Genomic DNA, 24,091 nt, shown 5'->3' with positions numbered 1-24,091 from the left:
CGGACCTCACATCGTCGCGGTGACCTTCTTGAGGCCGCGCGGGGCGTCCGGGTCCTCGCCCCGGGCCAGCGCCAGCGCCAACGCCAGCCGCTGCAACGGCAGGATGTCCAGCAGCGGGGCGTAGCGCTCGTCGACCTCGGGCACGGCCATCCGGGTGGCCCCCTCGACGTCGGCGGAGCCGACCACCACCACGTCGGCGCGGCGCTCGCCCAGCCGGGGCAGCACCTCCCCCATCGACCGGCCGCCGGGGCCGGAGCCGACCACGGCCAGCACCGGGACGTCCGGGTCGGTCATGGCGAGCGGGCCGTGCAGCAGGTCCGCGCCGGAGAAGGCCAGCGCCGGCAGGTACGACGTCTCCATCAGCTTCAGCGCCGCTTCCCGGGCGGTCGGGTACGCGTACCCCCGGCCGGTGGTGACGAGCTGGGCGGCGAACCGGTAGCGCGGGGCGAGCTGGGCCGGGGTGGCGTCGTCCAGGGTGCGGGCGGCCAGCTCGGGCAGGGCGGCCAGCGCCGCCCGCTCCTCGGCGGGCAGCGCGCCGTCGCCGGCCCGGATGCCCTCCACGAGCAGCAGCAGGGCGAGCAGCTCGGCGGTGTACGTCTTGGTGGCGGCCACCGCCCGCTCGTGCCCGGCGGCGATGTCGACGCTCAGCTCGGCGACCTCGACCAGCGGGGAGCCGGGGTTGTTGGTGACGGCGAGGGTCAGCGCGCCGGAGGCGCGGGCGGCGCGCAGCACCTCGGCCAGGTCGGGCGAGCCGCCGCTCTGGCTGACCCCGACCACGAGCGCGTCGGACAGGTCGGGCCGGGCGCCGAAGAGGGTGACCGCGCTGGGCGAGGCGAGCCCGGCGGGCAGGCCGAGCCGGATCTCGGTCAGGTACGCCGCGTAGAGGGCGGCGTGGTCGGAGGTGCCCCGGGCGGTGAAGACCACGTGTCGGGGGCGGCGCTGCGCGATGGCGGCGGCCACCCGGGCGATCGCCCCGGTGTGCTCGGCGGAGAGCAACCGCTCGTAGCCGGCCGGCTGCTCGCTGATGTCGGCGGCCATCCCGGCCCCTGCACGCGTCACAGATACCCCTTCCCTGCGCGATAGCCGCGCGTTTCCTGCTCAGTCTTGCACGTTTGATTCGACGCGAGCAATCCAGCGAGCACCATTGCGCAGCGGATCACCATGCCGTGCCAACATCACCTACGCTTGCCCGGCCCGGCGCCGCACCGACGAGCGGGGCCCGCCCGCCTCCGGCGAGCGCCCTGCGCGCGGGACGAACCCGCCGACGGCGAGCTACCTACGAGCGAGAGGCCCACGTGTCCGAGGGAAGGGACGATCCCCCGCTGTCGGCGGAGGAGGAGCTGGCCCTGGCCCGGCTCGCGCTGGACGAGGGCGACCTGTCGCACGCCGCCGGGCACGTGGCCGGTGCCCTGACCCGGGCGCCCACCCTGCCCGAGGTGCACGAGACGCTGGCCCGGCTCGCCACCGCCAGCGGCGGGGGCGTCGACCTGTTCCCGCTGCACCAGCGTGCCTTCGTCGGCGTCGTGGTGGCCCGCGCGCACCTGCTCGCCGCGACCGGGCGACCCGCCGACGGGCTGGAGCTGCTGGCCGCCGCCACCGGGCACGACCCCCGCGCCGACTGGGCCGGGGTGCCCTGGGTGACCGCCCCCGAGCTGCCCGAACGGCTCGATCCCGAGCGCGTCGCCCGGGTGCTGATGCAGGTCTGCGCCACCGTGGACGACCCGGTGCCGCGCGCCGACCGGGGCCCGCTGTCGCCGTACCTCACGCTGGCCCGCAACGCCGTCACCGTCCACCCCGACCACGGCCTGCTGCTCGGCGCGGCGTCCGCGCTGGCCCGGCGTCTCGGCGAGGTCACGCTGGCGATCCGCTGGGCCAGCCGGGGGGTACGCGTCCAGCCGTCGAAGCTCGGCGAGGTCTGGCTCGGGTACGCCTACCGCAGCGCCGGCCGGACCCGGGACGCCCTCGCGGCACTGCGCCGGGCCGTCGAGCACGACCCGGCCGACCTCGCCGTGTACGCCGACATCGCCGGCACGCTGGCCGACAACGGCCGGCTCGACGAGGCCCTGGACTGGATCGACCGGGCCCTGGCCCGGGACCCCACCTTCGACTGTGCCGTGCACACCGCGCACCGGCTGCGCTTCCAGCGCGACGGCGACGTGGCGCACCTGGTGGCGCTCGCCGACTTCGTCCGCGACCACCCCGACGACTCGCACGAGCACGGCGACCTCGCCGAGTGCTGCCGCAGCCGGCCCTGGCTCGGGCAGGTCACCCCGGCGGTCGGGGCGGCAGTGGCCGCGCTGCGTCACGCCCTGACCGAGGAGAACCGCGGCCACGGCGCGACCGTACGGCTGGCGACGCTGGAGCCGCCGAGCGCCATGCGTACCGTGGCGGCGGCCGTGCCCGGGCTGCGGGTCGAGGTGGCCGCGGTGGCCGACCCGGACCCGCGCGAGCCCCGTCGGGCCAGCGACCGGCCGCTGTGGCGCTGGGACGGCATGGTCGCCGCCCCGACGGTGCCGGCGCCCTCGGCCGGGGCCGCGGACCGGATCCGGCAGCTCGCCCACCCGGCCTGGCCGAACCCTCCGGCGGCGTACGACGCGGCGGTCGGCCTGGCCACCCTGGGTGTGACCGACCTGCTCGGGCTCCTGGTGCACCCGCCCGCGGCGCCCGCCACCGGGATGGGCCGGGTGCTGGCCGGCCAGGACCCGTCCCTGTGGGTGCGCTGCGTGCAGGTCTGGGCGTGCCTGGGCCTGCTGCACCACCGCACCGACGAGCCGTGGCCGGAGTCCACCCGCCGCCGGGTGCTGGTCGACCTGGTCTGGGGGGTGGAGGACTGGATCACCGAGGCGGCCCTGTTCGCCCTGGTCACCGCCGCCTGGGTCGACCCGTCCGTCCGGGCCGACGTGGCCGGGGTGGTGGCCGAGCGGCTCGCCGACGTGGCGACCGTGTCCCGGCAGCGGCCGGTGCCGATCGCGGTGTCGCTGGCGTACCTGGCGCTGGCCACCCCGGCCCTCGACGCGGGCACGGCCACGCTGGCCGGCGAGCTGATCTCCGGGCCGGGACCGCGCCGGGCGGGACCGGTGCGCCGCCTCTGGGCCCGGCTCACCCGCTCCCGACGCCGCCCCTGACCGACGGTGGTCAGGCCGAGGGGGCCCGGCCGAGGGCGACCTCGGCCTGCTCCTCGCCGGTGTCCGCCGGCGGGGTGTCGTTGGTCGAGCGCAGCGGGACCTCCCGGATGAACCAGGCGAGCACCGGCACCAGGACGGTGAACAGCACCGCCCACCAGAAGACGTGCGAGATGGCGTCGGAGAGGCCACCGAGCACCAACTCCCGGGCCTGCGCCGGCAGCTCCTTGAGCTTGTCCAGGTCGAGCTGGCTGCCCTCGCCGCCCCCGCCGCTGAACGCGGACCCGGCGGACGAGCCGGCGAGCCGGTTGGCGAAGATCGCGCCGAACAGCGAGATGCCGAACGAGCCGCCGATGGAACGGAAGAAGGTGGCCGCGCCGCTGGCCGCGCCGAGGTCCTTCTGCTCGACGCTGTTCTGCGCGATCAGCATCGACGTCTGCATGAGGAAGCCCATGCCGACGCCGAGGACGACCATGTAGAGCGAGGACTCCCACTTGCCGGTGCCGACGTCGAGCCGGGTCAGCAGCGCCAGGCCCGCGACCATCACCGCGCCGCCGACGATCGGGAACATCCGGTACCGGCCGGTCTTCGTGATCGCCCGGCCGACCACCAGCGAGACCACCAGCATGCCGAACATCAGCGGGAGTAGCAGCAGGCCGCTGTTGGTGGCCGAGGCCCCCTGCACCGTCTGCTGGTAGAGCGGCAGGAAGTTCATCGCGCCGAACATCGCGAAGCCGAGCAGGAAACCGATCACCGAGATCAGCGCGAAGTTGCGGTTGGCGAACAGCCCCAGGGGCAGGATCGGCTCCGGGGCCCGGCGCTCGACGAGGCCGAACACGACGAGGGCGACCAGGGCCAGCGCCACCAGGCCGAGGATCTGCGGGGAGACCCAGTCGTAGGAGTTGCCGCCCCAGGTGGTGATCAGCACGATCGCGGTGATGCCGACCGAGAGCAGCCCCGCGCCGAGCCAGTCGATCCGGTGCTCGGTGCGGTACTTCGGCAGGTGCATGGTGGTGGCGAGCAGCACCAGCGCGACGCCGCCGAGCGGCAGGTTGACGTAGAACGCCCAGCGCCAGGAGAGGTTGTCGGTGATGAACCCGCCGACCAGCGGGCCGGCGACCATGGCGATGGCCATGATGCCGGCGATCATGCCCTGGTAGCGGCCCCGCTCCCGGGGCGGGACCAGGTCGCCGATGATCGCCATCACGCCGACCATCAGGCCACCCGCGCCGAGGCCCTGGACCGCCCGGAAGGCGATCAGCTCGACCATGCCGCTGTCCGTCCCGCCGAACGCCCCCGAGCCGGCCATCCCGCACAGCGCCGAGCCGATCAGGAAGACGACCACCGAGGTGAGGAAGACGGACTTGCGGCCGTAGAGGTCGCCCAGCTTGCCCCAGATCGGGGTCGAGACGGTGGTGCCCAGCACGTACGCGGTGACCACCCAGGTGAAGTGGTCCACCCCGCCGAACTCGCCGACGATCCGCGGCAGCGCGGTGCTGACGATCATGTTGTCGAGCATCGCGAGCATCATCGCGATCATCAGGCCGAAGAGGACCACCCGGACGTTGGGTCGTCGCTCCACGGTCTGCTGCTCCGCCTGGGTCATCGGTAAACTCCCCCGAGATGTGACTGACTTACTTGCCGGCCGGCTAGCTACCTTACTAGCCGCACGGTAGGTTCGGTAGCAACATGACGTCAAACGAGTTGGGTGGTCCACGGTGAGAGAGAGCACAGGCGGCACGCGGGAGCGCATCAAGACCGTGGCCCTGGAGCTCTTCACCGAGCAGGGGTACGAGAAGACATCGCTACGCGAGATCGCCGAGCGGCTCAACGTGACCAAGGCCGCGCTCTACTACCACTTCAAGAGCAAGGACGAGATCGTCAGCAGCTTCGTCGACGACCGGCTGGACCGGATGGACGCGCTGATCGCCTGGGCCGAGGGACGGCCGGCCACGGTGGCGACCCGGCAGGAGCTGATCGCCCGGTACGCCGACACCATGTTCGCCGCCGAGGAGCCCTCGGTGATGCGCTTCTTCGAGCAGAACCAGACCGTGCTGAAGAGCCTCACCGCCGGGCAGCGGATGCGCGACCGGATGATGCGGCTGGCCCTGGCGCTGGCCCGGGGCGACGACTCACCGGGCGCCCAGCTACGCGCCTCGGTGGCGCTGTTCGCCGTGCACAGCAGCTGGTTCGCGATCCGCGGCCCGCACGTCACCGACGCCGAGCGGCGCAAGCTCGCCCTGGAGGTGGCCGACGAGCTGCTCGCCAGGATCGGCGAGGGCTGAGCGTCAGGGGGTCGGCGCGGGCTGAGCGTCAGGGGGTCGGCGCGGGCTGAGCGTCAGGGGGTCGGCGCGGGCTGAGCGTCAGGGGGTCGGCGCGGGCAGTTCCCGGCGCAGGCCGAGCAGCTCCACCCCGGGCAACGGCGACCAGTCCCGCTCCGGCGTGCGGACGAAGCCCAGCCGCTCGTAGAGCCTCCGGCCGGCCTCGGCGAAACCGGCCCGGACACAGATCACCACCGCCGAGCAGCCCAGCCCGGCGGCGCGGGACAGGCAGGCCCGCACCAGCGCCGCGCCGGCTCCCCGGCCCTGGGCGGCCGGGTCCACCGCGAGCATCCGGAACTCGGCCTCGCCAGGGCCGCAGAGTTCGGCGTACGGGGTGCCGGGCAGCACGAACGTGACCGACCCGAGCAGCTCGCCGGTGTCCTCGTCCACGGCGACCAGCACCTCGCCACCGGCCGCCCGGGTCGCCACGTCGGCGAGCGCGACGGCATAGCCGTTCTCCGCCTTGAGCTGCCCGTCGGCCTCGTACGCGGCGACGGTCAGCCGGGCCACCGCCGCGAAGTCGGCCTCGTCGGCCCGCCGGACCAGCAGGCCGGTCAACCGATCACAGCGATCAGGTCGCCGTCCTGCACCACGTCGCCCTCGCTGACCGCGAGCTGCTGGACGACACCGTCGGCCTCGGCGATGACCGGGATCTCCATCTTCATCGACTCCAGGATCACCAGGGTGTCCCCCTCGGCGACGGTGTCCCCGGCCGCCGCGACGACCTTCCACACATTGGCCACCATCTCGGCGCGGATCTCCTCGGCCATGTCGGACCTCCCTCTCCACCGGTGTGTCTGCGATCGGTATCCAATCATGCGCCGGCTCGTGGCGGGGGCGGAGTGGGTGACGGCGTACGACACGCGTCGCGCCCGGGACGGGACAGGGGTCGCGCGCGAGCACTGCCCCGGCGGACCACGCCGGACGCCGGCCGCACTAGCATCAGCGGGTCGGCCCGCGGGTGTCCGAGGGCCGGTATCCGACCACCGCCGCGTTCTCTCGCGGGCGGAAGTGACCAGCACCTGAGGAGGTCGACATGGCGAAGAAGTCCCGGAAGAAGAAGGCCCGGAAGAAGAGCAGCGCGAACCACGGCAAGCGCCCCAACTCCTGACCGGCGCGGCGGCCTGCCCGCCGGCCCCGGCCCACGGGGCCGGGACACGATGGTGGCCCGGGTCGACCGACCCGGGCCACCATCGTGTGGTCGTGGCGGGTACCCGTCAGTCGGCCAGCTCGCGCGACTCGGTCGGCTCGAAGACGATCAGCTCGGTGAGGCGGACCCGCAGCCGCTCGCGCAACTGCTCCGGCGCGGTCTCGTTGCCGCAGCACCGAGCCACCAGCGCCTTCACCTCCTGCTCAAGGCCGTACTCGCGCAGGCAGGGCCCGCACTCGTCGAGGTGGCGCCTGATCAGCAGGCGGCGCTCCTCGGCGCACTCCAGGTCCAGGTAGAGGTAGACCTCCGCGAGCACCTCGTGGCAGTCCGTCTCGTGCGGCTTCCCACAGCTCACGTCACACCTCCCGGCCGGCGGCGGCGGTCGAACCCTTGGCCGGCTGCGCGGCGGTGAAGCCGCGCTCGGCGGCGTACCGTTCGAGCAGCTTGCGCAGATTACGTCGGCCGCGGTGCAGCCGCGACATCACCGTGCCGATGGGGGTGCCCATTATGTCGGCCACCTCCTTGTAGGAGAAGCCCTCGACATCGGTGAGGTAGACGGCCAGCCGGAATTCCTCCGGCAACTGCTGGAGGGCCTGCTTGACGTCGCTGTCGGGCAGTCGGTCCAGCGCCTCGGTCTCGGCCGAGCGGAGCCCGCTGGAGGTGTGCGACTCGGCCTCGGCGAGCTGCCAGTCGGTGATCTCCTCGGTGGGCGCCTGGATCGGCTGGCGCTGCCGTTTGCGGTAGGAGTTGATGTAGGTGTTGGTCAGGATCCGGTACAGCCAGGCCTTCAGGTTCGTGCCCTGTTCGAACTGGTGGAAGGCCGCGTACGCCTTCAGGTACGTCTCCTGGACCAGGTCCTCCGCGTCGGCCGGATTGCGCGTCATGCGCAGCCCGGCGGCGTAGAGCTGATCGACGAAGGGCATCGCATCCCGCTCGAAGCGGGCCCTGCGCTCGTCCGTCTTCTCGGTGGTCAACCGCACATCCCCTCGCGTCGGATGCTTTCCCGCCGAGGATACGCGCCAGGGCCCCGGCGCAGATTCACTTTCGGCCGGTGTGCTGGTCCTCACCGCCGCGGGCCCGTCCGGCCGCGCCGGGGCGGGCCACTCCGGCGCCTTGAGCAGCCGTCTGAGCTGCCGCGCCTCCCGCTCGTCCCGTTCCCGGCTCCGTGTCTCGGTCGGCACCGGTCACACCCCCCTGAAGCAGAAATCTCGTCCGTGGGAGGTAACGCGGGCCGCCAGGCCCGGCATTCCGGCCGATCGCCCCCGTTCCTGGTCCCGGCCCCGGCGAGCGCCGACGCTGGGACCAGGAAGGGCCTGGGAGGGACGGTGCCGGTCGCCCGGATCGGGCACCCGACACCACCGGAGACAACGACGCGTGCCGCTCCCGGTCACGGCCGCGCTCCGGTCCCGCCCGCCCGCGTCCGGGGGGTGGCGGGCGACCGGGGCCGCCGGTCAGGGCGACGCCCAGCCGCGCCCGCGCAGCCAGTCGATCACCACGGCGGCCGTGCCGGCCGGATCGTCGCGCAGGTCGTGTCGCTCGCCGGGGCGGACCACCACCCGGACCGGCGGGCCCGCCGCGGGCACGCCGAAGGGGTCCCGGTCGCCGTTGACCACCAGCGTCGGCAGGCCGGTGGCCAGTTCCGCCGCCCGGGAGCGCTCCGGCCGGCCCGGCGGGTGCAGCGGGAAGGCCAGCGCCAGCACCGCGTCCGCGCCGACGGCCACGGCGGTACGGCAGGCCACCCGGGCGCCGCTGGACCGGCCGCCCACCACCAGCGCGGGCCCGGCGGGGTGTCGCCGGCGCACCTCGGCCACGACCGCCGTCCACGCCTCGTCGAGGTGCCCGGCGGGGGCCGGGGCGCGCCGCCCGGCCACCCGGTACGGCTGGGTCACCCGGACCACGGCCACCCCGGCGGCGACCGCCGCGTCCCGGACCGCGACCAGGTCGGGCGCGCCGACATCGCCGCCCGCGCCGTGCCCGAGCACCAGCAGGGCGAACGGCGGACCGGCCGGCAGGTCGGTGTCGACCCGGGCCGGCCCGCGTGGTGTCCCGATCTCGTCGTCGTGCCGCACGGGCCCATTCTGCGGGTCGGCGGGGCGGCGCAGTGGGTCCGCCGCGGACCGCGCCCCGGCCCGTACGCCGGGCACGGCGGACCACCAGGCCCTCGCCGGCACCGGCGAAGATCGCCGCGCCCTTGACGGGTCAGCTCAGCGGGACCAGGGTGAGCAGCCGGTCCCGCACCGGCGGGCCGGCCTCGTCGGCCGCGTCCGGGTCCGGGTCCACCTCGCTGCGCCAGGCGACCAGCATCGCCCGGCGCTCGCGCGGCGTGGTGCCGCCCCAGACGCCGTGGCAGTCGCCGACATCCAACGCCCAGGCCAGGCAGGATCCCTGTACATCGCAACTGCGACAGAGGGCCACCGCCACATCGGCCGGTTCGTTGGGCGCCGGAAAGAACGTCTCCGGATCCACACTCTGGCAGGTCCCTCTGGTCCGCCAGGCTTCGTCCTGTCGCCGTTCACGCAACGCCCGCAGCAGTCGCGGATCTCGTCGTGCGGCGGCCACCTCATGCGGGCGGGGCATACGCGCCCGTGTCATCCACCCACCTCCCCCGTGGGACCGGAAAGATCGATGGGCGGCGTTCGCACCGTGCGAATCGTCGCCCACTACCGGCGCTGTGTTGTATCGCACTTCCGGACACGGGGACAAGGGTCTCGCGGGAAGAATGACTAAAAAGGCGGTCGATGATCCGGCGCAACCCTGGCGAATCAGTCCGCGACAATGTGCTTCGTCGCTTGTCAGAAAAGCGTGATGTCCCCGGTCAGCGCGGTCTGCGCCGGCACCCGGGCGGTCAACTGCGGCCCGTCGTTGCGGACGTTGCCGACCGCCGACCCGACCGGCCGGACCTCCAGGCCGGCCAGCCAGTCGGCGGCGGGCGGGGCGAGCAGCACGGCCGGGTCGTCCACGGGCCCCAACCAGGACGCCCAGCGCTCCCGGGGCAGCAGCAGCGGCATCCGCTCGTGCACCTCGGCCAGTTCGCCGACGGCGGCGGTGGTCAGCACGCTGAACGTCAGCACGGGCCCGGCCGGCCCCTCCCAGGTCGTCCAGATGCCCGCCAGGGCGAGCACGGAGGCGTCGGCCGGGGTCATGTAGTAGGCCTGCCGGCCGCCCTCCGGCCGGCGGACCCACTCGTACCAGCCGTCGGCGGGGACCAGACAGCGGCGGCGGGCGAACGCGGGCGCGTACGCCCGGCTGGTGGCCACCGTCTCGGCCCGCGCGTTGATCATCCGGGCCCCGTCGCCCGGCGAGCGCGACCACGGCGGCAGGAACCCCCAGCGGCCGGCGGACAGGACCCGGTGCCCCTCGGCGGAGAGCCGGACCAGCGGCACGGCGGAGGTAGGCGCCACGTTGTGGCTCGACCGGACGCGGCCGTCGGTCTCGTCGTACGACTCGAACAGCCCGCTCAGCTCACCCGCGCCCCGGGTCGTCGCGTACCTCCCGCACATGGGGCACACGCTAACGTCCCGCGCCGCGTTCGGCTGTCCCGCCAACCGGGAGCGGACCCGCCGGCCCGCCGAGCCGGGGCGGGACACGGCAGAATGTCACCGTGGGGATTCCGACCGCGACCCGGCCGTTACGGCCGTGGACCGCTCCGACCGCGTCCGATCCGGTGGTGGCCACGCTGCGGCTGCCCGGCTCCAAGTCGATGACCGCCCGCGCGCTGGTGCTCAGCGCGCTGGCCAGCGGTCCCTCCACGCTGGCCGGGCCACTGCGGGCCAGGGACACCGAGCTGATGGCCGGCGGGCTGCGGGCACTCGGCGCGCACATGTCGATCGCGGACGACGACCGGTGGCTGGTCCGGCCGCACCCGCTGGCCGGCCCGGCACACGTCGACGTCGGCCTGGCCGGCACCATCATGCGGTTCGTGCCGCCGGTCGCCGGCCTCGCCGACGGGCGGGTCACCTTCGACGGCGACCCGCAGGCCCGCACCCGGCCGCTCGGCCCGCTGATCGGGGCGCTGCGCACCCTCGGGGTGCGGGTCGAGACCCCGACCACCGGCAGCCTGCCGCTGACCGTGTTCGGCGCCGGCCGGGTGGCCGGCGGCGAGGTGGTGATCGACGCCTCCGCCTCCAGCCAGCTCGTCTCCGGCCTGCTGCTGGCCGCGCCCCGCTTCGACCGGGGCGTGGTGGTCCGGCACGTCGGCCCGCCGGTCCCGTCCGCGCCGCACCTGCGGATGACCGTGCAGATGCTGCGGGCCGCCGGGGCGGCCGTCGACGACAGCGTCCCGGACGTCTGGGTCGTCGAGCCGGGTCCGCTGAGCGGGCGGGGCTGGGAGATCGAGCCGGACCTCTCCGGCGCGGTGCCGTTCTTCGCCGCCGCGCTGGTCACCGGGGGCGAGGTGACGCTGCGGGGCTGGCCGCGCAGCAGCGCCCAGCCGGTCGAGCAGCTCCGCGCCCTGCTGTCCCGGATGGGCGGCGAGGTGACCCTCACCACCACCGGCCTGACCGTGCGCGGCACCGGCACGGTGCACGGGATCGACGCCGACCTCTCCGACGTCAGCGAGCTGACCCCGGCGCTGACCGCGCTCGCCATGCTCGCCGACTCGCCGTCGCGGTTCACCGGCGTCGCGCACATCCGGGGGCACGAGACCGACCGGATCGCCGCGCTCGCCCGCGAGTTCGCCGGACTCGGCGCGGACCTCACCGAGTCCGCCGACGGGCTGGAGATCCGCCCCCGACCGCTGCGCGGCGGGACGTTCCGCACGTACCACGACCACCGGATGGCGCACGCCGCCGCGGTGACCGGGCTCGCCGTCCCCGGCGTCGAACTTGACGACGTGTCGTGCACCTCGAAGACCATGCCGGAGTTTCCGGCACTATGGTCGGCGATGGTGACCGGAAAGAGCTGACACGGCGGGGGGACGTCCTGGCGACCAAACGGCGGGAGTACGACGAGGACGACGTGCGGGTCCGGCCCGGGAAGTCCTCGCGCCCACGCACCCGGACCCGACCCCGGCACGAGGACGCGGTCGACGGCCTCGTCATCGCCGTCGACCGGGGCCGCTACACCTGCGTCCTGCCCGACGCCGGCCCGGACGCCCCGCTGGTGACCGCCATGCGGGCCCGGGAGCTGGGCCGCAAGTCGGTGGTGGTGGGCGACCGGGTGGGCCTGGTCGGCGACACCTCCGGGGCGGCCGGGGCGCTGGCCCGGATCGTCCGGATCGCCGAGCGCAGCTCGGTGCTGAGGCGCACCGCCGACGACGACGAGAACACCGCCGAGGGGCGGCTGGAGCGGGTCGTGGTGGCCAACGCCGACCAGCTCGTGATCGTCAGCGCGCTGGCCGACCCGCCGCCGCGAACCGGGTTCATCGACCGCTGCCTGGTGGCCGCGTACGACGCGGACATCGAGCCGCTGCTCTGCCTGACCAAGGCCGACCTGGCCGGCCCCGAGCAGGTGCTCGGGTACTACGCCGAGCTGGAGCTGCCGTACGTGCTGGTCCGACCCGACTCCGACCTCGACGCGCTGCGCGACCTGCTCGCCGGGCGGGTGTCGGTGCTGGTGGGGCACTCCGGGGTGGGCAAGTCGACGCTGGTCAACCGCCTCGTCCCGGACGCCGACCGGGCGGTGGGCGTGGTCAGCGCGATCGGCCGGGGCCGGCACACCTCGACCAGCGCGGTGGCCCTGCGGCTGCCGCCCCGCCCGGGCGCACTCCAGTCCGGCGCGTCTGGCGCCGCCACGGGCTGGATCGTCGACACCCCGGGGGTGCGCAGCTTCGGGCTGGCGCACGTCTCGGCGGACAGCCTGCTGCACGGCTTCCCCGACCTGGTCGAGGGGACGGTCGACTGCCCGGTGAACTGCCCGCACACCGCCGACGAGGCCGGCTGCGCGCTGGACGCCTGGGTGGCCGCCGGCAAGGCCGACGCCCGCCGGCTGGCCTCGTACCGCCGGCTGCTGGCCTCCCGGTCCGGGGAGGGCGACGCGCGCGAGCCCGACCAGCGCAACCCCGGCGACCCGCTCGCCGGGTCGTGATCCGCCAGCCGGGCGCGACCCGCCCGACCGGGCCCGACCCGGCCGCCGCTACCGTCTCCGGCATGACCGGGTACGCCGACGACCTCGCCCTCGCCCACCTGCTCGCCGACCGGGCGGACGAAATCTCCACGGCCCGGTTCCGCGCCCTCGACCTGCGCGTCGAGGCGAAGCCGGACCTGACCCCGGTCTCCGACGCCGACACCGCCGTCGAGCGGAAGATCCGCGCGCTGCTGACCGAGCGGCGCCCCGGCGACGGCCTGCTCGGCGAGGAGTACGGCGAGCAGCCCGCCGCCGGGCCGGGCGGGCGGCGCTGGGTGGTCGACCCGATCGACGGCACCAAGAACTTCGTCCGGGGGGTACCGGTCTGGGCGACCCTGATCGCCCTGCTGGAGGGGGACCGCCCGGTGCTCGGGCTGGTCTCCGCGCCGGCGCTGGGCCGGCGCTGGTGGGCCGCCCTCGGCGAGGGCGCGTACGCGGGCCCGGACGCCGCCCACGGCGCCCCGATCCGGGTCTCCGGGGTGAGCCGGCTCGCCGACGCCAGCTTCTGCTACTCGTCCCTGTCCGGCTGGGAGGACGCCGGCCTGCTGGAGCCGGTGCTCCAGCTCATGCGGGACACCTGGCGCAGCCGGGCGTACGGCGACTTCTACGGCTACATGCTGCTGGCCGAGGGGGCGCTGGACGTGATGGTCGAGCCGGAGCTGTCCCTGTGGGACGTGGCCGCGCTGGTGCCGATCGTCACCGAGGCGGGTGGGACGCTCACCGACCTGGCCGGCCGGCCCGCCCCCGGCGGCGACGCGGCCGGGGAGCACAGCGCGGTGGCCAGCAACGGCCGGCTGCACGCCGACGTCCTGGGCAGGCTGGGTCGGCCGGCCGCGCGCTGAACGCCGCCAGCCTCTATCCTCGCCAGGTGGTGTCCTCCGGTTGGTGCTTCCTGGCGGCGATGATCGTCGCGTACGGCATCGCCAACCTCCTCCAGTCCGTCGCCGCGGCGCGGACCACCCTGCACCACACCTTCGACCCCGGGCTGCTGCTGCGGCTGGCCGGTCACCGCACGTACCTGGTCGGGCTGGGCTGCCAGGTCGCCGGCTTCGTGCTGGCCTTCCTGGCCCGCCGGGACCTGCCCCTGTTCCTGGTCCAGGCCAGCGTGGCGGCCGGGCTGGGGGTGACCGCCATCCTCGGCGTGCTGGTGCTCAAGTGGCGGCTGCCGAGGGCGGAGATCGGGCTGCTGGCGCTGCTCTTCGCCGGGATCACCGGCCTGGTGCTGTCCGCGCAGCCGGCACCGTCCCGGCAGCTCGGTACCGCCGGCCTGGTCGCGCTCGCCGTGGCGCTGGCGGTGATCGCCGTGGTCGGCGTCTTCGCGGTACGCCTGCACGGCGCGCCCGGCTCGGTGGCGCTCGGCTCGCTCGCCGGACTGGCCTTCTCCGCCGCCGCGGTGGCGGCCCGCCCACTCGCCTCCGCCACCACCGTGGAGGGGTTCGTCCGGGACCCGCTGCTCTACCTGCTGGTGGCCCACTCGGTGGTCGGCCAGCTCCTGCTCGGCCTGGCCATGCAGCGCGGCTCGACCACGGCGGCGGTCGCCGCGATGGACGCGGCCGGGGCGGTGCCCGCCGCGATCGTGGGGCTGCTGCTGCTCAACGACAAGATCTGGCCCGGCCGGGAGTGGCTGGCCGCGCTCGGTTTCCTGACCACGCTGGCCGCGGTGATCGGCCTGACCAGGTACGCCGAGCCGCAGCACCACCACGAGGTGGCCCGGGAACACGACCGGGGTTTGCTGCCCGCCCGAGCCCCGGCCCGGCGGGCGGCCGGCGACCGCTACGCCGCTTCGACCGGCCGGCGCCGGCCGACCACCCGCTCGTAGAGCCGCTCCAGCGCGCCGGCCGTCCGGTCCCAGGTGTAGCTGCACCGCACCCGGTCCACCGCGGCGTGCCCGTAGGCGAACCGGCCGGCGTTGTCGGCGAGCAGCCGGCGCAGGGTCACCCCCAGGGCCCGGACGTCGCCGGGGGGCACCAGCTTCCCGGTGACCTCGTCGACCACGGCGTCGGCGATGCCGCCCATGGCGTACCCGACGACCGGCACGCCGCAGGCCATCGCCTCCAGCGACACCCGGCCGGCCGAGGAGTAGTGCGGGGTGCAGGCCACCACGTCGGCCGAGCGGTACCAGGTGGCCATCTGGTCGTGCGGCACCGCGCCGACGAGCTTCACCTGGTCGGCCATGCCGGTGCGCTCGGCCAACTCGCGCAGGCGGCGGGCCTCGGCGTGGTGCGTGAGCTGGTCGACCGGCGGCCCACCGGCGATCACCAGTTCGGCGTCGCCGACCAGCCGCATCGCACGGACCAGGTCCTCCTGCCCGTGCCCGGGCGACAGTCCGCCGACGGAGAGGATCCGGGGGCGCTGGTCGCGCGGGGCCGCCTCCCCGTCGGGGTGGAACTGCTCGGTGTCCACCCCGGCGGGCACCATCGCCACGGACGTGCGTTGCAGCCCCATCCGGGTCAGCTCGTCGACCTCGTCGTTGCACTGGGCGACCGCGATGTCCACCGCCCGGGTCAGGGCCCGCTCCAGCGGGATCCGGGTGCCCGGCCCGTCGTAGCGGGGGCCGAGGTGGCGAAGCTGCTCCACGCCGAGGGAGTGGAAGGTCTGCACGACCGGGATGTCGGTCTCCCGTACGGCCTGCGCGGCGGCCAGCCCGCCGACCCAGTAGTGCCCGTGCACCACGTCCGGGGTCCACCCGCCGGACCACCGGTCGGCCAGCCAGCGGCCGAACTCGGCCACGTGCGGGACCAACTCGGCGGTGGGCGTCGGGGCGGCCGGGCCGACCGTGGCCCGCTCCACCCGGTAGCCGTCGCGCTCCAGCGTCGCCGGCAGCGCCGGATCGTCGCGGCGCTCGTACACATGCACGTCGTGGCCGCGACCGGCCAGTTCGGCGGCGACCCGCGCGATGTGGTCGCGCGTGCCGACCACCGGACCGTCGGCGGACCGCGACGGGCCGGAGTGCGCGCACACTAGGCCGACGCGCATGGGTCACCTCCACGCGTTTGCTGAGCTGGTGGTCCTCCCGGTCAGAGGGTCCCATTAACCGCGACTCCGGGCAGCGAAACCTGGCAAGTCGGAAACGTACGACCGGACGGCTATCCGACCTGGGCCGGCGGCATGAGCGGGCGCGTCGAGGGTACGGGCGAGGAATGCCTCTCTCCCGCAGCCTCGACGACGCGAGCATCGTGCTCACCGGCGCCTCCAGCGGCATCGGCACGGCGACCGCGTACGCGCTGGCCCGCCGCGGCGCGGCCGTGGTGCTGGCGGCCCGCAGCGAGCAGGCGCTGGAGCGGGTGGCGTCCCACTGCCGGGAGCTGGGCGGCCGGGCGCTGGCCGTACCCACGGACGTCACGGACCCGGTGGCCGTCGAACGCCTCGCGGCGCGCGCGGCGGAGGAGTTCGGCCACCTCGACGCCTGGGTCAACAACGCGGCGGTCAGCGCGGTGGGACTCTTCGACGAGATCCCCGTCGGGGAGTTCCGCCGGGTGCTGGAGGTGAACCTGCTCGGTGCCGCGTACGGAATGAAGGCGGCCCTGCCGTACCTCGACGCGGCCGGCGGCGGGGTACTGGTCAACAACGCCTCCGTGCTGGCCGAGGTGGCGATGCCCTACCAGTCGGCGTACAACGCCACCAAGAACGGGATCCGGGGGCTGGCCGACACGGTCCGGCAGGAGCTGCGGGTCACCGGTCGGGGGAACATCTCGGTCTGCACGGTGCTGCCGGCCTCCACCGACACCCCGTTCTTCCGGCACGCCGCCAACCACACCGGCCGGGAACTGGTGCCGCCGCCACCGGTGTACTCGCCGGAGGTGGTGGCCGAGACCATCGTGCGGATGCTGCGCCGGCCCCGCCGGGAGGCGTACGCCGGGGGCGCCGCCCGGCTGATCGGCGCGCAGTGGCGGCTCGCCCCGGCGCTGGCCGAGCGGGCCCTCGGCTGGTACGCCCACCGCACCCAGTTCGGGCCCGCCGGCCGGCTGGACAGCGCCGGCAGCGTCTTCGTCGCCGACGCGGCGGCCGAGCGGGACGGCGGGTGGCACGGCCGGCGGCGACAGCTCGTCCGGATGACCGCCGCGGTCGGGCTCGCCGCCGGCACCGCGGTCGGCACGATGGCGGCGATGCACCGCCGGACCCGGATGGACCGCTGATGAATCGCCCTGATCGGCCGGATGCGGGCGACACCACCGGCGTGCAGAATGGGACGGTCATGCCGACCGACCTGCGCTGCCTGGTGGAGACGGACGATTCGTCCGGCTTGTTCCGGTTGTCCGGCGTGCTCGATTCAGCCGCCTCCGACGCCGTACGCGACGCGCTGCTCCTGCGGCTCTGCGACCGGCCCGGCCCGGTGGTGGTCGACCTGTCCCGGCTGCGGATGATCGATCCCGCCGCCCGACGGGTCTTCGCCGAGGTGCGCCGCGAGGTCGCCGACTGGCCGGCGGCGGACGTGCTGGTCCTCGACCCCACCGGGGCGGCGGCCGGCGACGGGCTGGCGGTGTACCGGACCCTCGACGAGGCGACGGCGGCGCTGGCCCGGGCCCCGATGGCCGCGGCGACCACCATGGAGCTGGCCCCGGTCGTCGGCGCCGCGCGGCAGGTCCGGATGCTGGTCACCGACGGCTGCGCCCGGTGGGGGATCGGTGCGCTGGCCGAGGCGGGTTGCATCGCGGCGACCGAGATGGTCAACAACGTGGTCGCGCACGCCCACACCGGGATGACCGTCCGGCTGGCGCCCCGCGGCGGCACGCTGCACATCGGCGTACGCGACCACTCCCGGCGGCAGCCGGCGTACCGCGGATTCGCCCCGGTGGACACGGCGGGCGGCCGGGGCCTGCTGCTGATCGACACCGTGGCCCGGCGCTGGGGCAGCACCCTCCTACCCGACGGCAAGCTCGTCTGGGCCGTCCTGCCCCCCACCCCCCTCCCCCACTGACCCACCCACCCCGCCCCACCCCGTGCCACCCCGCCCCGCCCCGCCCCGTCGATCATGGACTTGTGGTGGCCGTTTCATGCCGCTTCACGGCTTTCGCCGGGCACCACGACTCCATGATCGACGAGGGCGGAGGTGGGTCGGGTGGGGAGACAGGTGGGAGACGAGTGCGGGGGTCGGTTACGGGCGGTGGGCAGCGGGTAGTGATCAGCCATGCGTGACGACGAGTACCCGACCCCCGTTTCCGATCCCGAGGCCGAGGGCCTGCCCGACACCGCCGACGACGACTCGACGGCCAACGACGACGTCGAGACCGGTCGTGAGGCGGACGGCCCGGAGCCGGCCCAGCTACCCGGGGACCGCACGCCGGTGGCGGTGGACCGGTACGGCACCACCGCCGAGGAGCAGCTCGACGGCGAGTCGCTGGACTACAAGCTCCATCGGGAGAGCTACGAGCGCCCCGCCGACGACCCGCTGGCCGGCCCGGTCGACCCGGACATCGCCGCCGAGGCCGACAGCGAGGAGCAGGCGGCCCAGGCGCAACTCGACGCCGACGTGATCGACCCGGGTCCGACCTCCGACCCGCACTCCCCGGTCTCCCTGTACGACCACGGCCAGCTCGGCAGCGTCGCCGACGCCGAAGTCGGGCGGCTGGTGGAACCGGACGAGGGGGCGCACAGCGACCTGGAGACCGACAACGTCGCGTACGACGCCGGGTCGGCCGGGGGCGGGGCGAGCGCCGAGGAGCTGGCGATCCACGAGACCCGCCCGCCCGAATCGCACTGAGCGGAGCAGCGCGTCCCGACCGTCAGTCGTCCAGCCCCCGCTCTATGGCGTACCGGGTCAGCTCGACCCGGTTGTGGAGTTGGAGCTTGCCCAGCGTGTTCTGCACGTGGTTCTGCACCGTCCGGTGGGAGAGCCCGAGCCGCTCGGCGATCTGCTTGTACGACATCCCCTTGGCGACCAGGCGCAGCACCTCGGTCTCCCGGTCGGTGAGCCGGGGCGCCGTGTCGTCCCGGGTCGCCGGGCCGGCCGCCAGCCGCCGGTACTCCCCCAGCACCAGCCCCGCCAGGCTCGGCGTGAAGACCGGTTCGCCGGCCGCCGTGCGGCGCACCGCGTCCAGGAACTCGGCCGGGGCGGCCGACTTGACCAGGTAGCCGGTGGCGCCGGCCTTCACCGCGTCCAGCACGCTCTGCGGCTCGCCGCTGGCCGACAGCATCAGCACCCGTACCTCGGGCAGCGCGGCGCGCAGGCCGCGGATCACCTCGACCCCGGAGACGTCCGGCAGTTGCAGGTCGAGCACGACCACGTCGGGGCGCGCCGCGGCGGCCACCCGGACGGCCTGCCGCCCCTCCCCGCTGGTCGCGACCACCAGGTGCCCGGCCTCGGTGAGGTCGCGGGCCACCCCCTCACGCCACATCGGGTGGTCGTCGACCACCATCACCCGGACGCCGGTGCTCATCGCCCACTCCTCGGCACGCTCAGCTCGATCTCGGTCCCCGCGCCGGTGGTGGAGACGATCCGCACCTCGCCGCCCAGGTCGGCGACCCGGCCCCGGATGGACTGCGCCACTCCCAGCCGCCCCTGCGCCGCGGCCTCGGCCAGCCGCCCCGCCGGGATCCCCGGCCCCTCGTCGCGTACCGAGACGGTCACCGTCTCCCCCTCGTCCTCGATCAGCACCCAGGCCCGACCGCCGGCGTGCCGGGTCACGTTGTCCAGGGCCGCGCCCACGGCGGCCGCCAGCTCGGCGGCCACCCACCCGGGCAGCGGAACCGGGGTGGCCGGCGCGGAGACCGCGACCGCCGCCGAGGCATACCGGTCGAGCATGGCCCGCAGGTCGCGGGGGTTTCCGTCCCCGGCCGGCGCGACGGCGCCCGCCCGCCCGATGAGGGCGCGCAGGGCGGCCTCCTGCTCCCCGGCCAGCCGGGCCAGCTCGCCGGCCTCCCCGTCGAGGTGCGCGCCGCGCCGCTGCACCAACGCCAGGACCTGGAGCACCGAGTCGTGGATGTCCCGGGCGAGCCGTTCCCGTTCCCGGGTCGCCGCCTCCAGCTCGACCGCCCGGTGCAGCCGTTGCTCGGCGGTCACCGCGAGCCGGGCGACGTGCCCGACCACCGCGCCGGCCAGCAGCAGCAGGATCGCCCCGGTGAGGGTGGACTGGCCGATCCGGTCCCGGGTCGCCAGGTCAACCCCGCCGACCAGCAGCGCGGCCACCGTGCCCCGACGCCGGCCGCCGGAGACCGCCCAGGCGAGCACCGGCCCGGCCAGCCAGACCACCGCGAGGCTGGGGGCGCCGGTGGAGAGCGCCGCCCGCCCCTCCACCCACGGACTGACCAGCAGGACCCCGAGCACGACCGCGAGGTCGGCCACCAGCAGCGGCCAGCCCCGCCAGGCCGGACGGGCGTAGCCGAACGCGGTGGTCACCGTCCAGCCGAGCATCGCGAGCAGGACCACCCCGGCCAGCACCGGGTGGGCGTACCGGTCGGCGTCGCGCAGGACCAGCAGGCCGACGTACGCCAGGGCGGCGAACCGGAACACCGCGACGGCCCGCCAGAGCGGGACCTCGAATCCACCGGGCGGCGACGGCACGTCCGTCACGATGCCACAGCCCGGTACGGGGCCGGCAGGGGTGCCGGATGCGCGACCCCCAATCCTGGCGTACGGTGGAAAAGCCGCAAATCCGGTCCACGACCCACCCCGGACGGGGCCATGACGAACGCAGAACTGCCCGCACCGCGTACGGTTGTGCCCATCGACACTTCCCTCCTGATCGCCGAGGCCTTCGACCAGGCACAGGTGACCGAGTTGCGCCACTCGGTCGCCTCCTGCGCGCACGCGTCGGGCCTGGACGGGCAGCGCCTCGACGACTTCGTGCTGGCGATCAACGAGCTGATCACCAACGCGGTCCGGCACGGCGGCGGGCGGGGCTGGCTGCGGCTGTGGCAGCAACCCGGGCGGCTGGTCTGCGAGGTCGCCGACAACGGCCGGGGGATCAGTGCCCGGCGGCTCGACGACCGCGACCGCCCCGCCCCCGACACCGCCGGCGGCTGGGGCCTCTGGCTGGCCCGCGAGCTGAGCGACGCCATGGAGGTGGAGACCGGCGCGGCCGGCACCACGGTCCGGATCACCGCCGCCATCGGCGTCCGCGAGCGCGCCGTGGAATGATCGCCGTCGCGGTCCCGGCCCGGCCGGGGGCGCCGCCGGCCGGGCTCAGCCGAACAGGGCGCTGACCGACTCCCCGTTGTGGATCCGGCGCATCGCCTCGGCCAGCGCCGGCGCGACGGAGAGCACCTCCAGCTTCGGCACCCGCTTCTCCGCCGGGATCGGCACCGTGTTGGTACAGACGATCTCCAACACCCCGTCCTGCTCGCAGAGCCGCTCCAGCGCCCCGCTGGAGAACAAGCCGTGGGTGCAGGCCAGCCGGATCGAGCGGACCTTCAGCTCGCGCAGGTGGGCCATCAGCTCGATCACCGTGCTGCCCTTGGCGATCTCGTCGTCGAGCACGATCACGTCCCGGTCGGCCACCTCACCGATCACCGTACTGATCTTGACCAGGTCATCGCTGAACCGCTGCTTCGCGCCGGCCGCGACCGGGGTGCCGAGCATCCGGGCGAAGGCGGCGGCCTCCTTGGCGTTGCCCAGGTCGGGCGAGACCACCACGGCGTTGCTCAGGTCGTACCGCCGGAAGTGGCCGGCCAGCTCCCGCAGCGCGTGCAGATGGTCCACCGGGACGCTGAAGAACCCGTGCACCTGCGGCGAGTGCAGGGTCAGCGCCAGCACCCGGTCCGCGCCGGCCGAGGTCAGCAGGTCGGCGACCAGCCGGCCGCCGATCGAGATGCGCGGCGCGTCCTTCTTGTCCGACCGGGCGTACGCGTAGTGCGGCAGCACCACCGTGATCCGGCCGGCCGACGCGCCCCGGGCCGCGTCGATCATGAGTAGCAGCTCGACCAGGTGCTCCTGGGTCGGCGGCACCAGCGGCTGGATCAGGAAGACGTCCCGCTCCCGGCAGTTCGCCTGCAACTGCACCTCCAGGCAGTCGTTGGCGAACCGGGACACCCGCACGGGGTGCAGCGGCACCCCGAGGTGGGCACAGATCTCGGCGGCGAGGTCGGGATGGGCGGTTCCACTGAAAACGGCGATGTCGCGCACGTTGACCGATCGTACGGCCGGCGGTGGCCGGCGGACGCGCGGCCGGCCGGGTACGGTGCTGCCGTGACCGGAGCGTACGTCGCCGCCATCGACCAGGGCACCACCTCGTCGCGGTGCATCGTGTTCGACCGGGCCGGGGAGATCGTCGCCGTGGCCCAGCGCGAGCACCGGCAGATCTTCCCCCGGCCCGGCTGGGTCGAGCACGACGCCGAGGAGATCTGGGACAACGTCCAGCTCGTGGTGCGGGAGGCGCTGGACGCCGCCGGCGCCGGCCCGGAGGGGCTGGCCGCGGTCGGCATCACCAACCAGCGGGAGACCACCGTGGTCTGGGACCGGGCCACCGGCCGCCCGGTCGCGAACGCCGTCGTCTGGCAGGACACCCGCACCGGTCCGCAGCTACGCGCGCTGGCCGAGGCGTACGGCGAGCAGCGGCTGCGCGCCCGCACGGGGCTCACCCTGGCCACCTACTTCGCCGGGCCGAAGCTGCGCTGGCTGCTCGACCACGTCGACGGGCTGCGCGAGCGCGCCGAGCGGGGCGAGGTGCTGTTCGGCACGATGGAGAGCTGGCTGATCTGGAAGCTGACCGGCCGGCACGTCACCGACGTGACCAACGCGAGCCGGACCATGCTGATGGACCTGGAGACCCTCGACTGGGACCCGGAGTTGCTCGACGCGCTCGGTGTGCCGGCCGCGATGCTGCCGGAGATCCGCTCGTCGGCCGAGGTGTACGGCACCGCCGACGGGCTGCTCGCCGGGGTGCCGGTGGCCAGCGCCCTCGGCGACCAGCAGGCCGCCCTGTTCGGGCAGACCTGCTTCCAGCCGGGCGAGGCGAAGTGCACGTACGGCACCGGCAGCTTCCTGCTGCTGAACACCGGCGCGAGCGCGGTCACCTCGACGCACGGCCTGCTGACCACGGTCGCCTACCGCATCCACGGCCAGCCGGCCGCGTACGCCCTGGAGGGGGCGATCGCGGTCACCGGCTCGCTGGTGCAGTGGCTGCGGGACAACCTCGGCCTGATCTCCACCGCCGCGGAGGTGGAGGATCTGGCCCGCACGGTCGACGACAACGGCGGCTGCTACGTGGTACCGGCGTTCTCCGGGCTGTTCGCCCCGCACTGGCGCAGCGACGCGCGCGGGGTGGTCGCCGGGCTGACCGGTTACGTCACCAAGGGGCACCTGGCCCGGGCCGCGCTGGAGGCGTCCGCCTGGCAGACCCGCGAGGTGGTCGACGCGATGAACGCCGACTCGGACGTGGCGCTGCGCCGGCTGCGGGTGGACGGCGGGATGACGGCCAACGGCCTGCTGATGCAGTTCCTCGCCGACGTGCTGGACGTGCCGGTGGTCCGCTCCCGGATCACCGAGACCACCTGCCTCGGCGCCGCGTACGCGGCCGGGCTCGCCGTCGGCTTCTGGCCGGACCTGGCCACCCTGCGCGCCCAGTGGAGCTCCGACGCCCAGTGGACCTCCACGATGGACGCCGAGCACCGCGAGCGGGAGCTGCGCCAGTGGCGCAAGGCCGTCCAGCGCACCCTCGACTGGGAAGACTGACCGCCCTCAAGATCGTCTGTCGCTGGGCGGCGCGTCACCCGGCGTGTCGTCTCGTTGATCGACAGACGATCAAGAAGAACCGGTGGGCTAGTCGGGAAGCTTTTGCTGCAGCACGTAGCCGGTGTGCAGCGGTCGCATGACGGTGGCCAGCAACCACATGGTCAACTGGACCCGGGTCGCGCCGTTGTCCAGCCCGAGCCCCGTGCACCCGTTCCAGTTGACCCGCACCCGGGTCTCCTCGCCCCCGTGGCGCACCAGCAGCAGGACGCTGTAGCCGGCCGGGTCCGGCCGCCGACAGGAAATGGCAGAGGCGTCCGGGTTGCCGCCGGGACGGACAGCGTTGAGCGCGGCGGCATCCGCGCCGGTGAGCCGGGCAGCGGGCGTACCGGCCGTCGGGCAGCCGCCCCTCGGCGCGGACGGCCCGCACCCCGCTGGCGGTGACCTCGCGCCCCGCCAGCCCGTCGCCGGGCTGATCGTCCGGCCGCTCGCCGATGACGGCGACCTCCTTGTCGACGGGCTCGATGGTCTTGCAACGGCGCTGCATGCGCAGCCCCCGGACCACGCTGGGCTCGCCGGTCATCGGGCAACCGAAGTTGTTCACCGTCCAGCCCGCCAGCACCCGGATCTCCACGCCGAGGGAACTCTCCCAGCGCCAGTCGGCGGTCCCGTCGACGACGGATGGCCGGTCGGTCAGCACCGACGTGGTCCCCCCGGCGGCGGCGAGCACTCCAGCGGCGTAAGAAGCCACTTGGCTCACGCGTGAGTGGAGTGCTGGAATCCGACAGATGTCGGGCTTCCTGTCAGAGTGACAGTAAGCATATGGTTG

27 protein-coding genes are annotated in these 24,091 nt (G+C 74.6%); 12 read left to right on the top strand and 15 right to left on the bottom strand.

Annotated features, from left to right (window positions below; all coding sequences use genetic code 11):
• Window positions 1-6: 6 nt before the first annotated feature.
• A complete protein-coding gene (locus OOK41_RS07765) occupies window positions 7-1,038 on the bottom strand; it encodes an SIS domain-containing protein (protein WP_266267748.1) in 1,032 nt (343 codons plus the stop codon).
• Between the two features lie 257 nt (window positions 1,039-1,295).
• Between OOK41_RS07765 and OOK41_RS07760 the strand changes: the two genes are divergently transcribed.
• Complete coding sequence (locus tag OOK41_RS07760; protein WP_266263578.1) at window positions 1,296-3,125, top strand: tetratricopeptide repeat protein; 1,830 nt, start codon at window positions 1,296-1,298, stop codon at window positions 3,123-3,125.
• 10 nt (window positions 3,126-3,135) lie between these two features.
• Here the strand turns inward: OOK41_RS07760 and OOK41_RS07755 are convergent, their stop codons facing one another.
• Entirely contained in the window at window positions 3,136-4,875 is a 1,740-nt protein-coding gene (locus OOK41_RS07755) for an MDR family MFS transporter (RefSeq protein ID WP_323136155.1), read from the bottom strand.
• Here OOK41_RS07755 and OOK41_RS07750 point away from each other — a divergent pair.
• Window positions 4,841-5,407 carry a TetR/AcrR family transcriptional regulator gene (locus tag OOK41_RS07750; RefSeq protein ID WP_117665350.1) on the top strand — a complete coding sequence of 189 codons (567 nt, stop codon included), beginning with the start codon at window positions 4,841-4,843 and terminating at the stop codon, window positions 5,405-5,407. The genes OOK41_RS07755 and OOK41_RS07750 overlap by 35 nt on opposite strands.
• Window positions 5,408-5,485: 78 nt before the next feature.
• Here OOK41_RS07750 and OOK41_RS07745 read toward each other — a convergent pair whose 3' ends face one another.
• From OOK41_RS07745 to OOK41_RS07710, 8 genes are all read right to left on the bottom strand, one after another.
• Complete coding sequence (locus OOK41_RS07745) at window positions 5,486-6,001, bottom strand: GNAT family N-acetyltransferase (RefSeq protein ID WP_266263572.1); 516 nt, start codon at window positions 5,999-6,001, stop codon at window positions 5,486-5,488.
• On the bottom strand, window positions 5,998-6,213 hold the full coding sequence (locus OOK41_RS07740) for a biotin/lipoyl-binding carrier protein (protein ID WP_117665346.1): 216 nt from the start codon (window positions 6,211-6,213) through the stop codon (window positions 5,998-6,000). The genes OOK41_RS07745 and OOK41_RS07740 overlap by 4 nt, the downstream gene beginning before the upstream one ends.
• 172 nt (window positions 6,214-6,385) lie before the next feature.
• A complete protein-coding gene (locus OOK41_RS07735; RefSeq protein ID WP_165878021.1) occupies window positions 6,386-6,538 on the bottom strand; it encodes a hypothetical protein in 153 nt (50 codons plus the stop codon).
• Window positions 6,539-6,660: 122 nt separating this feature from the next.
• Window positions 6,661-6,948, bottom strand: coding sequence for a mycothiol system anti-sigma-R factor (gene rsrA / locus OOK41_RS07730; protein ID WP_117665342.1), 288 nt, complete (start codon window positions 6,946-6,948; stop codon window positions 6,661-6,663).
• A gap of 1 nt (window position 6,949) precedes the next feature.
• Window positions 6,950-7,774, bottom strand: a complete 825-nt coding sequence (locus tag OOK41_RS07725) for a sigma-70 family RNA polymerase sigma factor (RefSeq protein ID WP_117665340.1) — start codon at window positions 7,772-7,774, stop codon at window positions 6,950-6,952.
• A gap of 270 nt (window positions 7,775-8,044) precedes the next feature.
• Complete coding sequence (locus OOK41_RS07720) at window positions 8,045-8,662, bottom strand: alpha/beta family hydrolase (protein ID WP_266263571.1); 618 nt, start codon at window positions 8,660-8,662, stop codon at window positions 8,045-8,047.
• A gap of 130 nt (window positions 8,663-8,792) precedes the next feature.
• Entirely contained in the window at window positions 8,793-9,185 is a 393-nt protein-coding gene (locus OOK41_RS07715) for a WhiB family transcriptional regulator (RefSeq protein ID WP_117665336.1), read from the bottom strand.
• 200 nt (window positions 9,186-9,385) lie between these two features.
• Window positions 9,386-10,093, bottom strand: a complete 708-nt coding sequence (locus OOK41_RS07710) for an SOS response-associated peptidase (RefSeq protein WP_266263570.1) — start codon at window positions 10,091-10,093, stop codon at window positions 9,386-9,388.
• Window positions 10,094-10,194: 101 nt separating this feature from the next.
• On the opposite strand from OOK41_RS07710, the gene aroA reads away from it, so the two are divergent.
• From aroA to OOK41_RS07690, 4 genes are all read left to right on the top strand, one after another.
• A complete protein-coding gene (gene aroA, locus OOK41_RS07705; RefSeq protein WP_266263569.1) occupies window positions 10,195-11,496 on the top strand; it encodes a 3-phosphoshikimate 1-carboxyvinyltransferase in 1,302 nt (433 codons plus the stop codon).
• A complete protein-coding gene (rsgA, locus tag OOK41_RS07700) occupies window positions 11,466-12,617 on the top strand; it encodes a ribosome small subunit-dependent GTPase A (RefSeq protein ID WP_266263568.1) in 1,152 nt (383 codons plus the stop codon). The genes aroA and rsgA overlap by 31 nt, the downstream gene beginning before the upstream one ends.
• Before the next feature lie 62 nt (window positions 12,618-12,679).
• Window positions 12,680-13,498 (top strand): histidinol-phosphatase, encoded by an 819-nt coding sequence (hisN, locus tag OOK41_RS07695; RefSeq protein WP_117665517.1) that lies wholly within the window; start codon window positions 12,680-12,682, stop codon window positions 13,496-13,498.
• Between the two features lie 59 nt (window positions 13,499-13,557).
• Window positions 13,558-14,475, top strand: a complete 918-nt coding sequence (locus OOK41_RS07690) for a hypothetical protein (RefSeq protein ID WP_117665515.1) — start codon at window positions 13,558-13,560, stop codon at window positions 14,473-14,475.
• Here OOK41_RS07690 and OOK41_RS07685 read toward each other — a convergent pair.
• On the bottom strand, window positions 14,430-15,632 hold the full coding sequence (locus tag OOK41_RS07685) for a glycosyltransferase (protein WP_266263565.1): 1,203 nt from the start codon (window positions 15,630-15,632) through the stop codon (window positions 14,430-14,432). The two genes, OOK41_RS07690 and OOK41_RS07685, sit on opposite strands and share 46 nt — an antisense overlap.
• A gap of 164 nt (window positions 15,633-15,796) precedes the next feature.
• On the opposite strand from OOK41_RS07685, the gene OOK41_RS07680 reads away from it, so the two are divergent.
• The 3 genes from OOK41_RS07680 to OOK41_RS07670 all read left to right on the top strand — a co-directional run bounded on the left by OOK41_RS07680 (window position 15,797) and on the right by OOK41_RS07670 (window position 18,357).
• The gene (locus OOK41_RS07680) at window positions 15,797-16,792 is read left to right on the top strand and encodes an SDR family oxidoreductase (protein WP_266263563.1); all 996 of its coding nucleotides are present in this window, start codon (window positions 15,797-15,799) and stop codon (window positions 16,790-16,792) included.
• Window positions 16,792-17,574: an ATP-binding protein gene (locus OOK41_RS07675; protein WP_266263561.1), complete on the top strand. Its 783-nt coding sequence runs from the start codon at window positions 16,792-16,794 to the stop codon at window positions 17,572-17,574. Before OOK41_RS07680 ends, OOK41_RS07675 begins: the two co-directional genes overlap by 1 nt.
• 210 nt (window positions 17,575-17,784) lie before the next feature.
• Window positions 17,785-18,357 (top strand): DUF5709 domain-containing protein, encoded by a 573-nt coding sequence (locus OOK41_RS07670; RefSeq protein ID WP_117665322.1) that lies wholly within the window; start codon window positions 17,785-17,787, stop codon window positions 18,355-18,357.
• Window positions 18,358-18,379: 22 nt separating this feature from the next.
• On the opposite strand, the gene OOK41_RS07665 is transcribed toward OOK41_RS07670, so the two are convergent.
• A complete protein-coding gene (locus OOK41_RS07665; protein WP_117665317.1) occupies window positions 18,380-19,033 on the bottom strand; it encodes a response regulator transcription factor in 654 nt (217 codons plus the stop codon).
• Entirely contained in the window at window positions 19,030-20,166 is a 1,137-nt protein-coding gene (macS, locus tag OOK41_RS07660) for a MacS family sensor histidine kinase (protein WP_368077969.1), read from the bottom strand. Before macS ends, OOK41_RS07665 begins: the two co-directional genes overlap by 4 nt.
• A gap of 111 nt (window positions 20,167-20,277) precedes the next feature.
• On the opposite strand from macS, the gene OOK41_RS07655 reads away from it, so the two are divergent.
• Window positions 20,278-20,733 (top strand): ATP-binding protein, encoded by a 456-nt coding sequence (locus OOK41_RS07655; protein ID WP_117665313.1) that lies wholly within the window; start codon window positions 20,278-20,280, stop codon window positions 20,731-20,733.
• 45 nt (window positions 20,734-20,778) lie between these two features.
• Here OOK41_RS07655 and OOK41_RS07650 read toward each other — a convergent pair whose 3' ends face one another.
• Window positions 20,779-21,717: a ribose-phosphate pyrophosphokinase gene (locus OOK41_RS07650; protein WP_117665311.1), complete on the bottom strand. Its 939-nt coding sequence runs from the start codon at window positions 21,715-21,717 to the stop codon at window positions 20,779-20,781.
• A 63-nt stretch (window positions 21,718-21,780) separates the two neighbouring features.
• Between OOK41_RS07650 and glpK the strand changes: the two genes are divergently transcribed.
• Window positions 21,781-23,265 (top strand): glycerol kinase GlpK, encoded by a 1,485-nt coding sequence (gene glpK, locus OOK41_RS07645; protein WP_266263558.1) that lies wholly within the window; start codon window positions 21,781-21,783, stop codon window positions 23,263-23,265.
• Window positions 23,266-23,352: 87 nt separating this feature from the next.
• On the opposite strand, the gene OOK41_RS07640 is transcribed toward glpK, so the two are convergent.
• Window positions 23,353-23,493, bottom strand: coding sequence for a hypothetical protein (locus OOK41_RS07640; RefSeq protein WP_266263556.1), 141 nt, complete (start codon window positions 23,491-23,493; stop codon window positions 23,353-23,355).
• Between the two features lie 314 nt (window positions 23,494-23,807).
• Between OOK41_RS07640 and OOK41_RS07635 the strand changes: the two genes are divergently transcribed.
• Window positions 23,808-24,005: a hypothetical protein gene (locus OOK41_RS07635; RefSeq protein ID WP_266263554.1), complete on the top strand. Its 198-nt coding sequence runs from the start codon at window positions 23,808-23,810 to the stop codon at window positions 24,003-24,005.
• Window positions 24,006-24,091 lie beyond the last annotated feature (86 nt).

It is taken from the genome of Micromonospora sp. NBC_01655 (assembly GCF_026339755.1).
Lineage (GTDB): Bacteria > Actinomycetota > Actinomycetes > Mycobacteriales > Micromonosporaceae > Micromonospora.
The sequence above is the reverse complement of the archived record's forward strand: the minus strand, read 5'-3'. Positions and strand labels throughout refer to the sequence as shown.